At 61.4% G+C, this 12,238-nt stretch carries 10 protein-coding genes; 5 read left to right on the top strand and 5 right to left on the bottom strand.

Annotation, left to right across the window (positions count from 1 at the left end; translation table 11 throughout):
• Positions 1–73: 73 nt before the first annotated feature.
• The 3 genes from ACFOTD_RS07140 to ACFOTD_RS07130 form a co-directional block, all read right to left on the bottom strand.
• Positions 74–1,807 (bottom strand): sensor histidine kinase, encoded by a 1,734-nt coding sequence (locus ACFOTD_RS07140; RefSeq protein WP_378117160.1) that lies wholly within the window; start codon positions 1,805–1,807, stop codon positions 74–76.
• Positions 1,808–1,814: 7 nt separating this feature from the next.
• Entirely contained in the window at positions 1,815–3,353 is a 1,539-nt protein-coding gene (locus tag ACFOTD_RS07135) for a helix-turn-helix domain-containing protein (RefSeq protein ID WP_378117158.1), read from the bottom strand.
• A 270-nt stretch (positions 3,354–3,623) separates the two neighbouring features.
• Positions 3,624–6,233, bottom strand: coding sequence for a PAS domain S-box protein (locus tag ACFOTD_RS07130; protein WP_378117156.1), 2,610 nt, complete (start codon positions 6,231–6,233; stop codon positions 3,624–3,626).
• A gap of 213 nt (positions 6,234–6,446) precedes the next feature.
• Here ACFOTD_RS07130 and ACFOTD_RS07125 point away from each other — a divergent pair, with 213 nt between their 5' ends.
• A complete protein-coding gene (locus tag ACFOTD_RS07125) occupies positions 6,447–6,812 on the top strand; it encodes a zinc ribbon domain-containing protein (RefSeq protein WP_378117154.1) in 366 nt (121 codons plus the stop codon).
• Positions 6,813–6,953: 141 nt separating this feature from the next.
• A complete protein-coding gene (locus ACFOTD_RS07120) occupies positions 6,954–7,295 on the top strand; it encodes a YrdB family protein (RefSeq protein WP_378117152.1) in 342 nt (113 codons plus the stop codon).
• A gap of 20 nt (positions 7,296–7,315) precedes the next feature.
• Here the strand turns inward: ACFOTD_RS07120 and ACFOTD_RS07115 are convergent, their stop codons facing one another.
• Complete coding sequence (locus ACFOTD_RS07115; protein WP_378117150.1) at positions 7,316–7,879, bottom strand: GNAT family N-acetyltransferase; 564 nt, start codon at positions 7,877–7,879, stop codon at positions 7,316–7,318.
• A gap of 153 nt (positions 7,880–8,032) precedes the next feature.
• On the opposite strand from ACFOTD_RS07115, the gene ACFOTD_RS07110 reads away from it, so the two are divergent.
• The 3 genes from ACFOTD_RS07110 (at position 8,033) to ACFOTD_RS07100 (ending at position 10,178) form a co-directional block, all read left to right on the top strand.
• Positions 8,033–8,776 (top strand): spermidine synthase, encoded by a 744-nt coding sequence (locus ACFOTD_RS07110; RefSeq protein ID WP_378117148.1) that lies wholly within the window; start codon positions 8,033–8,035, stop codon positions 8,774–8,776.
• A gap of 131 nt (positions 8,777–8,907) precedes the next feature.
• Positions 8,908–9,870, top strand: a complete 963-nt coding sequence (locus tag ACFOTD_RS07105; protein WP_378117146.1) for a hypothetical protein — start codon at positions 8,908–8,910, stop codon at positions 9,868–9,870.
• 71 nt (positions 9,871–9,941) lie between these two features.
• On the top strand, positions 9,942–10,178 hold the full coding sequence (locus ACFOTD_RS07100; protein ID WP_378117144.1) for an NHLP leader peptide family RiPP precursor: 237 nt from the start codon (positions 9,942–9,944) through the stop codon (positions 10,176–10,178).
• On the opposite strand, the gene ACFOTD_RS07095 is transcribed toward ACFOTD_RS07100, so the two are convergent.
• Positions 10,155–12,101, bottom strand: a complete 1,947-nt coding sequence (locus ACFOTD_RS07095) for an ATP-binding protein (RefSeq protein ID WP_378117142.1) — start codon at positions 12,099–12,101, stop codon at positions 10,155–10,157. The genes ACFOTD_RS07100 and ACFOTD_RS07095 overlap by 24 nt on opposite strands.
• Positions 12,102–12,238 lie beyond the last annotated feature (137 nt).

Genomic DNA, 12,238 nt, shown 5'->3' with positions numbered 1-12,238 from the left:
AACCGGCGATTTTGTATAAAATCCGGAGGTTCGGGGGATAAGGCAGCCAAGCTACGGGCGACACCGCACCTCGTCAGCCCGTCCCGGTCCAGGGCAGCCGGATGCGGGCGAGCGTGCCGCGCCCCGGTTCGCTCTCGACTTCCAGCCGCGCGGCGGCGCCGAAGTGCGAGCGCAGCCGCTCCTGGATGTTGGACAGGCCGATGCCGCGCGTACGCTCGTGTCCGGTACCGCCGCGGGGCAGCCAGCCCGTCGCGGGCAATGTCATGCCGAGGCCGTCGTCCTCCACCTCCAGGCAGAGATCGGGTCCGTCCCTGTAGGCGCGCAGCGCGATCGTGCCGGTGTCCGCGTCGGAGGGGACGATGCCGTGCAAAATCGCGTTTTCTACGAGCGGCTGCAGCGCCATGCGGGGGACGGAGCGGGAGAGCAGCGATTCGTCAACCTCCCAGATCAGGCGGAAGCGGCCGGGATAGCGGGTCTGCTGGATGACCGCGTACTTATCCACGATGCGCTTCTCGTCGGCGAGCGGCGCCCGCACCGCGCCCTCGCCCGTCTTGATCGTATCCTGCAAAATGGCGATGAGCGCCTGGGTCACCTCGGCGGCTTCGGCGCTGCGGCCGGCATGGGACAGGTAAATGACCGTGTTGAGCGCATTGTACAAAAAATGGGGATTGATCTGCGCCATGAGCAGATCGATCTGCATCTGCCGTTTGTCCGCTTCGCTGCGGACCGATGCCTGGATCGTCTCCTTCAGGTCGCCGACCATCCGGTTGAAGCCGCCGCCCAGAATCTCCAACTCGTCCCCGCTGCGGATGTCGACCGTCGTGCCCAGATCGCCCACGGCTACGCGCTTCATCGCGTTCGTCAGGCGGATGAGCGGGCGGGTAAGGCCCACGATGATCGGCAGCATGACGACCGTCGACGCGACGATGCCGCACAGGATGATGAGCACGTAAAAGTAGAAAATGCGGTTGATCTTCTCGAACAGCGCATGCTTGGAGATGAGCGCCGTCTGGCGCCAGCCGTAGTTCATGCCGTCGTCGGCGAGCGCGATGCGGCTGTCGTCTTCGGCATAGTCCGCGTTCGGGCCGAGCGCGCTCGCCATGAATTCGCGGTCCGCCGCCGGCAGCTCCTCGTTCGCCGCGTACAGCAGCGCGCCTTGACCGGAATACAGCTCGATCTGCTCGAAATCCCGCGCGGTCTGAAGGAAGACGTTGGACAGCTCCGAATAGGCGACATCGATGACGAGAAAGCTGTCCGCCGACGAGCTGATGCCGATCGGCCGGTACTTGAGCACGTAGCTGACGACCTGCCGCTGCCCGCTGATGTAGAAAAACGAATGCGGCTCGCTGTAGGCGCTTCGTTCGCGCGACAGCTTGGCGAACCAGTCTTGCTTGAGATAGTCCGCAAAATAGTCTTCGTAGCCGCTGAAGTTGGAATACGTCTCTCCGCCGGGCGGCACGATCAGCACGTTCAGGATAAAGTTGCCGAGGGCGACGAACCGGCCCAGCTTCTCCTGAACCGCTTGCTTGCGGAAGTATTCGGTTTCGATGCTGTCGCCCGGCTGCGCGTAGACCTGGCTCGTGATTTCCTCGTCGGACACGATGTACTCGGCCGTCTTGGCGACCTGCTCCTGAATTTTGCCGAGCTGAAAAGAGATTTGCGCAAGCTTCGTCCGGCTGTCCTTGATCGATTGATCGCGGATGATATTCCGGGCGTAGTCGTAAATAAAGAAGCCGCTCACGGCGAGCGACAACGAGACGACAAGCGCGGCGCTCGCCATGATCTTGGTGCGGATCTTCATGCGCATGTCGCGCTCACCTGCGTTTCTCCGTATATTCGTTCGGATTCATGCCCGTCTGCTTGCGGAATACCTGGCTGAAATATTGGCCGTTGCGGTAGCCGACGCGCTCCGCGATCTCGTAGATCTTGAGCGCGCCGTCCGCGAGCAGCCGCTTGGCCTGCTCCATGCGGATCTCGGTCAGGCGGTCCAGCACGGTATGGCCCGTCTCCTCCTTGAAGACGTGGCGCAGATGATCGCGGCTGATGCCCAGATGGGCGGCCACGGCGTCGGCGCCGATATCCGGATCGGCGTAGTGCCGCTCCAGATAAGCGATAGCCGCGCGAACCTTGCGCGAGCCGGCCGGGGCGCCCGCGGCCGCCTCGAGCGCGGCGATCCGGCCGGCGAACGCGGCCTCGATCGCCGTCAGCGACGTCCAGCCCGCGGCATCCTGCGGCTCGGCCGGATTGGACAGGCCGAGCTGCGCGCGGCTGCGGGCGATCGAAGCGGCGAGCTGACGGCACAGCTCGGTCAAGCCCGGGATGTCCATCGCCGCGCGCGCCTGCGCGAATAAGCCGGGCAGACCGAGCGCAGCCTCCGCGTAGCGGCCCTCTTGCAGCATTCCGCGCACCGAGGCGAGCCCCGCGCTCCAGTCGAAGTGCCCGGCCGAGACCGCAGCCGCCTCGGGCAGCGGCTCGTTCAGCCTGAACAGCTGGCGCGGCCCGTAATAGACGGCGAGTCCGAGCCGCCTGAGGCCCTCGGCGAGCCGGCCGGGCACGGCGCCGCGATCCGCCAGCCCGTAGGCGCTGGCGGCCGATACCGTGCCGCCCGTCAGCCGCTCCAGCGCGGCCGCCGCCTCGGAAGCCCTCGCCTCGGCCGTCTCGCGCAGCCGGCCTTCGCCGCGGGCGCCGGCGTCTCCGTAGAGGAGCACGAAGTACTCCTCCAAGAAGGGGAGCGCCGCCAGCAGGCCGGCGTCGTCCGAGGCGGGCCAGGCGGCCGGCAGCGGCGAAGGCGCCGGCATGCCAGGCGGCAAAAACGGCGGCCTGTCGGGCCGGAGGACGACGAGCTGCCAGCGGTCGAAGCCTTCGCAGCGCCCGTCCGTCGCCGTCCGCCAGCCGGCATCCGACAGCTCCCGTCCGCCGAGCCAGTCGACCAGCAGCCGGTCCCGCCCGCTCCTCAGCGCTCTGCGGGCTTGTACGATCTCTTCGCGCAGGCCGCCGAGCTCGCGGCTGAACGTATCGGCGTCCATCTCGTGCTTCACCCAATAGCTGGCGACGCCGAGCCGGACGGCCTCCTTCGCGTACTCGAACTCCTTGTACGAGGTCAGCAGCACGATTTTCAGCGCCGTGCCTTCCGCAAGCAGCGTCTTGCTGAGCGCCAGGCCGTCTTGACCGGGCATGACGATGTCCATGAGGACGAGGTCGGGGCGATGCTTGCGGGCAAGCTCGGGCACTTGCGCGGGGCGCGTCGCCGTGCAGACGATCTCGTAGCCGAGCGCTTCCCAGGAGACGAGACGCTTCAGATGCTCGATCGCCAGCACTTCGTCGTCCACGATCATGACTTTGACGGGATTCATTCCTGTCGGCTCCTTCCCTGCCCTTCGGGCATCCGAATCGATTAATAGCAGTATCATCCGTTAACGGAGGCCGGTTCGTCAATCGGGTCTATTTGGGCATGCTTCGGGCGAAGCATCCCCAGCCGCTGCAAGACACGCAAAAAAGACGAACGGAGGCGTTCCTCCGTTCGTCTGCGCGATGCTGCATTGCTGCGTTATTTCCTTCTGCCGGAAAAAAGGCGGCGCACGCGCCAGGATGACACGTTGCGAACGTTCGCCGATCGCCTGTATTTACCGGGGCAGCGGATCGCGCGAGGCGAGCAGCGTGAAGCGGAAGCGGGAGCCGGCCCCTTCCTCGCTATGGGCTTCGATCCGGCCGCCCATCAGCTCGACGAGACGCTTGCAGATGGCGAGCCCGAGGCCCGTGCCGCCGTACTTGCGGTTGAAGGCCGGGTGGAGCTGCGAAAACGAATGGAACAGGCGGTCGAGCTTGTCCGCCGGAATGCCGATTCCCGTATCCGCCACCTCGAATTCGAGCATGTCCGCCGCGAGCTCATCGCTCCGCGCGTGACGCAGCCTGACGGTGACGCTGCCCGCCTCGGTGAACTTGATCGCGTTGCCGACGAGATTGACCAGTACCTGCCGGATGCGGGCGGCATCGCCGTCGAAGGTCGCCGGGGTGCCGTCTTCAATGCGCATGTCCAGCGCGATTCCCTTCGCGTCGGCTCTGACCTCGAACAGCTCGCGGACCGACTCGAGCAGCTCGGCGGGGATGACGGTCTCGCATTCGAGATCGAGCTTGCCGGCCTCGATCTTGCTGAAATCCAGAATGTCGTTCAGGATGCGAAGCAGGCTGCGGCTGCTCTTCATGACGATCTCCGCGTACTCGCGCTGCGAATCCGAGAGCGGCGTATCCAGCAGCAGGTCGGTCATGCCCATGATGCCGTTCATCGGGGTCCGCAGCTCATGGCTCATGATCGCGAGAAACTCGGACTTGGCATGGTCCGCGCGCTCGGCGGATTCCTTGGCTTTCAGCACCTCGACTTCGCTCGTGATATCCCGCCACACGACGACGGCGCCCCGGATCTCGCCCCTGTCCGTGATCGGCGTCACGCGATAGTCGGCGAGGAAGCTCGAACCGTCCGTGCGCCAGAAAATATCCTCCCGCGCCGCGCGCGGCTGGCCGTCCCGAATGGTCTGATGGACGGGAGACTTGCCCTCGGCATAGCGGCTGCCGTCCGCGCGGGTATGGTGGACCGACTCCTGGTAAGGGCGGCCTGCGAACAGCTCCGCCTCGCAACCGAGCATGCGGGCGCCGGGCGGATTGAGGAAGATGCCCCGGCCTTCCCGGTCGACGCCGAAGATGCCTTCGGACACCGAGCTCAGGATGAGCGCATGCTCGTAGCTAAGCTTCTCGATCTGCTCCATGTGGCGCTTGCGATCGGTAATATCGGAAGCGATGCCGAATACGCCGACTACGCGGTCGTCTACGAAGATCGGCACGTTCGTGACGGTCAGGTCGAGCAAGGAGCCGTCCTTGTGAAGAACGACGGCTTCGTAGTTGTGCGGCTCGCCCTGCGCGGCCCGGTTGAAGTTGGCTTGCGTGCGCGGCAGGTCCGGCGGGTATACGAGGTGGACGAACGAGCCCGGCATCAGCTCCTCGCGCGTGAACCCGAGCATTTTCTCCAGGCTCGCGTTGAGCGAGGTGAAGTTGCCCTCCAGGTCGAACGAATACACGCCCGACGGATTGTAGTCGAACAGCGATTTGTAGCGCTGCTCGCTCTCCCGGAGCTGCGTTTCCATCAGCCTGCTGTCGGTAATATCCTGCAGCGTACCGAGAAGCCGACTGACTTTTTCGCTGCCGGGCATGCAAATCGTCTTGATCCGTGCATGGATCAGCCTTGTTTCTCCGCCGAGGGTCACGATACGAAAATCCGTTTCATGAAAGCCGCCTTTAAACGCTTCCTGCAGATTCGTTTGGATGCGATTCTTGTCGCCTGGATGCAGGCAGTCGAAAAACGCTTCGAGATCGCTCCGATGCCGGTCGATCCGCGCGTCGAACATACGGTGCATCTCGTCGGAGCAGGAGAATTTGCCGGTGTCGAGATCCCATTCCCACGAGCCGATGCGGGCCAGCCGCTGCGCCTCGGCAAGATTGTCCTCGAACTTCTTGCGGGCCGTGATGTCCCGTCCGATACCGACGATTTTGTCGAATTGGCCGTCAGAGGTCCGCAGAATCTCAAACGCCGTCTCGAACCAGAGATAATGGCCGTCCCGGTGGCGAACCCGGCATTCGAATACGCCGACGTCGCGAAAAGCTTGCGCCTGCAGCTGCTTGACGTCGTCGGGATGGTACAGCGCCGTGTTGTTGCGGCCGATGAGCTCGTCCGGTTCGTAGCCCAATATCGAATGGATGGCCGGCGAAACGTAACGGGTGATGCCGTCGGGCGTAGACACGGTAATCAGGTCTTGCGCATGATCGAGCACGAGCCGCAGGATCGTCTCCTCGGACAGCGTATCCGGCGACGCAGTCGGGAGAATCTCCGTCACCTGGACCGCAATGCCCCGGACGATGCCTGCGCTGTGAACCGGGAACAGGCAAAGGCGGACGCTGACGGCCGATCCGTCCTTGCGCGACAAGGATTCGTTTAATATTAAGCTGGTCAACCTGCCGTCCAACAGAGGCGCAAGAAGCTCAGCGCGCTCGTCGGGTGCACGAACCGCCACTTGCGCATAGGGAATATCCCGCAGCTCTTCTTCGGAATAACCGAGCATTTCGCAAAACGACGGGTTGGCGCCGATCCACACTGCCGCATCGGGGGAGAGGAAAGCCGTGCCGACCGGTGAATGATAATAAAGTTGTTCGTAAGGCAACGATTGGTTCGCGAATACGTGCTCCAACTAAGCTCCTCCTCCCGCTATATACTGAGTTTATCAGGAACTGCGGCGAAGGCCTAGCCGTATCGGAGACATCAAATCAGGCCTCGCGAAACTTCGGGGGATTCGTCGTCCCTCGTCACCGCGGCGAGTCATATGTCGTCTCATTTACCCATATATATAGTATACTGACTGCAATGGACGAAAGTCCGAGCAAGATTAGAGGAGGTTGTGTCCATGGGATTTCTGGATAAAGTCAAATCCGGGCTGAACGATGCGGGCAACAAGGCCAAGGTTCTGGTCGACGTGAATCGCCTCAAGCTTCAGAACAGCTCGAAAAGAAAAGAGATCGAAGAAATACAGCAGCAGATCGGCCAGCTGGTATTCGAGACTGCCGTCGGCCGTCGCGTCGAGGCCGGGATTCATGAGCTGCAGCCCAAGTACGACCGCATTCTCTTGCTCGAGCAGGAGATCCAGGAGAACAAGGCGCAGATTAACGCACTCTCCGACGAAAAGGAATGCGCATGCGGCAAGACGGCCCCGCTTGAGGCTAAATTTTGCTCCTCCTGCGGCAGGACATTCGATGTGACGCCGGGCTTATAAGCGAATAACCGATATAAAAAACCTGGCGATAAGAGAGGCATCCCTTTCTTCGCCAGGCTTTTAAATGGGCTGTTGACCAAAACTAATGAAATTAGTTATATTAAAACTAATGACATTAGTTTTTTGGGAGGCTCTTAAACGATGATGGAAACGATAAAGGCTGCGAACCTGGCGCTCCGGTTTGCCCTTGAGTTGGCGATGCTTGCGGCGTTAGGTTACTGGGGCTTCAAGACGGATCTGGCGCCCGCGTTTAGCTGGATGCTCGGCATCGGCGCTCCGGTTTTGGCCGCCGTCGTCTGGGGCGCATTTCTATCGCCCAAGGCGTCGATCCCTTTGGGCGGCGGCTTGAAGCTGGCGATCGAGCTTGCGGTATTTGTCGTGGCCGCAGCCGCCTTATACGCTGCAGGACGCCAGGCAAGCGCGTCTGCGCTGCTTGCCGTCTGGGCCGTCAACCGCATCCTGATGGCCGTATGGGACCAATAGGCATGGCGTCCTAAGCGGCATCAATTGAATAGCAAAGCGAGTATCAGGACGTCCATGAATTGCCTGGTCGCCTCATGCATCAAATAATGCTTCAGGAGACCTTCTTCCTTAAAGCCCAGTTTTTTCAGCACTTTCAGCGATGCGGCGTTGTCCGGATGCACCTCGGCCTGAATCCGGTGCGGACCGATGAACGTGCAGCTGAAGTCGAGCACGGCGCGCACCGCCTCCGACGCGATGCCGCGGTTCCAGAAGTTCGGCTTCAGATCGTAGCCCAGCGCCAGCGGAAACCGCGGCAGGTCCTCGAAGCTGCCGCGCGTCGGCATCAAGGTCACCGTGCCGATCAGCGGACGGGTTCCCCGCAGCGTCACGCCCCAGGCGACTACGCGCTTGTCCGCATAGCCCTGGCGCCAGCTCTCGATAATCGCCTCGGTGTCCGCTACGGAAGCCGGGCCGTGCCAGTCCTGCAGGTTGTTGACTTGCGGGTCCGTGCACAAGGCATACAGATCATCGGCGTCCTCGGCCGTTACCTGGCGCAGCAGCAAGCGCTCCGTGAGGAGCGGAGGGAATTGCGAATACCAGCTCATGATGTCACTAACCTTCGATTGTCGGATGATGCGGTCATTATAAGCCGCCAGCCTTAAAATAACATGAATGACGCGTCCGGCCTTCCGGCAGCCAAGCATTGCGGCAGCTGTATCCGACGTCTATTGTAAGGAGTAGAAGGGAGGCGGCGCGCCATGCAACGAATAGCGCACGAGAAGGGCCGGCACGGGGAAATGAGCGTCTTCGATACGACGGAGCTGTACGGCGAGCTCGGCAGATTCCGCGTCTTGCAGTTCGCGGACGGCGCCGTTCAAGGAGCGATCGATCTGAGGAATCCTTCGCGTGTCCTGCTGGCCTATCAGCGCGCGCTTATCAACCTCATGGATGCGATCCATCCGCAATTCGGACGGGCATTCGTCATCGGGCACGGGGCGGGGACGATCGCGAGGCATTACGGGAGCGAACGGATCGATACGGCGGAGATCGATGCCACGGTCGTCGAGTGGAGCCGCAACTATTTCGGCTGCAGGCAGGACGGCGTCGCGATCGGCGACGGGCGCGCGCTGCTCTCCGGGACGGAGCCCGGCAGCTTTGACTACATCGTCGTCGATGCTTTTACCGCTGACGGGACGCCGCCGCATCTGGCGACGCTGGAGTTTTACAGCCTGGCGCGGGAGCGGCTGCGGGACGGCGGCGCAATGCTGCTCAATGTCATCGCGCGCGGCAAGGGAGACAAGCGGATCGCTTCGATGCTGGCGACGCTTCAAGCGGTATTTCCTTATGCGGCTGCCATATCGGTGGCCGGTCCCGGCGGAGAAGCGGGGGACAATCTGATTCTGGTGGCTGGCCCTCGGGAGACGGCGTACGTAGACATGCCGCCCGACTGCAAGCCGATCGTCATCGAGCCGGGTTATGTGCGCAGGGATCGCTATTTCTAAAATTTGTGAACGGGATTACAGAATTTCATGCTTCCGTACGGTATGATAAAAGCATTGAACGCCCCCACGATCCGCTATGCCGGCAGACGCGAATACGGAAGATGGGTGCCATACATATTGGAGGCCTCTTCATGAAAACCGTACAAGCCGAATCGGAAATCGCCCGAGAGATCGCGAACGTATTCGCGGAAGCCGCTGCGGGAGCGGACGCATACCCGGAGCCGCTGAGCGCCGCGATTCGCGGGCTCGTCCAACGGGCCGACCCGACGGGCCGGGACCGCAAATCCAACTATATCGCCTTTTTGCTCCCGTCCTGGATCGGCGCGCGGACGGGAGCCGATCCGGCGCTGTGCCGGGATCTGGCGGTAGGCAACGTATACGCGATGCTGCACTTTTTTGTGCTCGACGATATGATGGACGGCAGCGATGCCGGCATGGAGGGCAAGCGGGCCCTTGCGGTCGGCCAGCTGCTGAACGCGCTTTTCATAGCGCGTTACGGCCGGTACTACCCGCCCGAATCTCCGCTTTGGACCTACTACCGGACTTATCTGGGCGAATGGGCGACCGCCGTCTCCGGCGAAGGCTTGCGGCGTGCGGACCCGCGCGATCCTCGCGCGCTCGCGCGCAAGTCGGCCCCGGTGAAGCTTGGCGCCGTCGCGGTCCTGCTGGACGCGGGACTTTCGGAGCAGATTGCCGACATGGAGGCGGCAGTCGAGCTGGCGCTTGCGTCTTTGCAGCTGGCGGACGATTGGGCCGACTGGCGGGAGGATCTGCCGGCAGAGGAACGAAGCAACGCTTTTCTGACGCTGGTCAGACGCGAGAGCCTGGCCATGCCCGAGGATCAGCCCCTGCAGGAACGGCTGGTCCTGCAGGCGATTTACCGCAAAGGGGCGCTGGAGCAGCTGGCCTCCATCGTGCTCGGCCACGGCGAGCGGCTCGCCGCGCTGCCCGGCGCGGCGCCTGGACTGGTCCGATTCCAGCAGGAGATCGTGGCCGGGATTTTGAACGACGTTCAGGCGACCCGGGATACAACGGATAAATTGGCTAGCGGTGGCGGTTTTTCATATTTTTTATCAAAAATGAAAGAATTATAGGGACGAGAAGCCTAATCATATGGTAGGATATGGGTTGATAGGCCCAATCATATGAAAAGGTTGTGAATCGAATGTCCCTCGAATCGCTCAAAGTCCAGGTCATCAAAAAAGCATGGGAAGATCCCGCATTCAAGCAACAACTGCTGGCCGATCCCAAGGCTGCGGTCAAAGAGGCGTTCGGCGTAGACTTGCCGCAAGAAATTCAAGTGACGACCGTCGAAGAGAGCGCTTCGCACTACTATCTGGTCATCCCGCCGAATCCCGAGGACCTCGGCAACGGCGACTCAAACGTCGAAGTTGTTTGGTAAGACGCCTGCCGCAGCGACCGCGGCCTCTTCGCGGGCTGCATCGCTGGCTATCGGGAGCCGAATTAACACTTCGGTTCCCTGCCCCTTGCGGCTTTTAAAATCGATCGTGCCCTTCATCACCTCGATGATGCGGAAGGTCACCATCGTCCCGAGTCCGGTACCTTTGGACTTGGTCGAGAAATAAGGCACGCCGAGCTTGGCGATCTGCGCTTCGTCCATTCCTTCCCCGTTATCCTTGATCCATATGGTCGCTTCGCCGTCTTCCTCATAAGCGTTGATCTCGATATAGCCGTCTTCCTTGAACGCCTCGATGCTGTTCTTCAACAGATTGATAAGCGCCTGCTTGAACTTGGACGAGCTGCCGATTACGGTCAGTCCCGGATCCGCGTTAATGTGCAGCCTGCCGCCGTACATGGCCGCATGCGGAGCGATAATGACTTCGAGCTGCGCCAGCTCCTCCGCCAGATTCAAGGGAGAGACCGTCTCGAGCTCGGGCTTCGCAAAGGTCAGAAAGTCCGTAATGATGCCGGATGCGCGATCCAGCTCGCTCACCGCGATGTTAAAATGCTTTTTGCTCTCGTTGTCTCCCCGCCCAGCCAGCAGCTGCAGGAATCCGCGCGTAACCTGAAGCGGATTGCGGACTTCGTGCGCGACCGATGCGGCGAGATCGCTGATGATTTTCAGCTTCTCCGTGCGCTCCAGCCGATGATTGAACAGCTCCAGGCGCTTGGAGTAGGACAGCAGCATCCGATAATCGGCGGATATGCGTCTGGCCAGGATGATGACGAGCCCTACGATCAGCAGGACGACCCCGATTTTCCACAAGAACAGAATGTAGCTCTTGCCGCTGGCATAATAGAGAACCAGATCCGTAGCCCCCGAGAGCGCCAGCAAGAAAAGGCATGCGGACAAGATAATGGCGTCCGTGTTCTTGCGCATCGCATGGACGACGGACAGCACGGCGATAATGATCAGCTGGACAAGGATCAAGGACCCGAGGATCGGGTTCGTGAGCAGGTAGTACAGATCGTAATATCGCTCGTTCGTCGCCTTGTATGCGATAAACGCCAGAAAACAAAAGGCGGAGAAGCCGGCCTGCCATTTGCGGAATCTCGTAAAAAAGCGGAAGCGGCCGCCTAGCACTTCGTCCACGTAATAGCTGAGCGCGGGAAAGAGCAAGAACATCGACAGATCGAATAGCGATAAAAAGAGATTGGCGTACGATTTATAATAGATATACAGCATCGGCGAATAGACCGATATCAACATGCCGATCGTCAGCGCGATGAGGCAGAGCGAGATCCAGGAGCTCCTTTGCCGGCGGTTCAGATAGCTTGAGCAGATCAGCATGATCAGCGCCAGAAACGAGATCGAGCCCCCGAGCAGCAGGTCCGGCAGCTCTCTGCGGACGTAGCTCTCCTCCAGCGGCGCGAACTCGCCGATCCGGGCGTTCGTGATGAACCCTGCGCGCGTCCCCGTCGTAAGGATCCGCACGTCGATGTTCGACGCCCGGTCGTAAGCGCCGAGCGGCAGCAGCAGCCGGTTCAAGTGAAAGTCGAAGTCGCGCTTCGACTCAAAGAGCAGCGTCCCCTCTCTGAAGGCGGCCAACTCAAGCCCGTACAATCGCCGGACCAGCAAGCCCGGCCGCTGCCAGCCGCTCGTCGGCGGCACTTGCAGACGGATCCATGCGCCCTGGACGCCTTCCGGCAGATCGACCAGCGGCGTGCCCGCCTCCGCTTCGATCCATTGTCCGTCCGCGGGCGGCGAGGCGCCGAGCTGCGCGCCGTCCGGAATCCACATCACTTGCCAATGGTCGATTTTCGCTTCGGGCGCCGCTGCCCAGCTGGTATTCGGCCCTATAATGAACAACGCGGCAATGACGAACGCACACGCCATCGCTGCGATTAAGCGAACCGCTTTCATATTGCACCCCATTTTACCTGTCGCATCGATTTGGTAAGATCTGACGCGGGAAAAATTGCCTGTTACCAACTAAAATTCGACAGCATGGATCAAACTCCTGTATGAAACGCCAATTCGTCGGGCAAAAGTTCATGCGA

This window comes from Cohnella sp. GCM10012308 (assembly GCF_042649185.1).
Classification (GTDB): domain Bacteria; phylum Bacillota; class Bacilli; order Paenibacillales; family Paenibacillaceae; genus Cohnella.
Note: the sequence above shows the minus strand (reverse complement) of the source record. Positions and strands in the feature narration are given on the sequence as shown.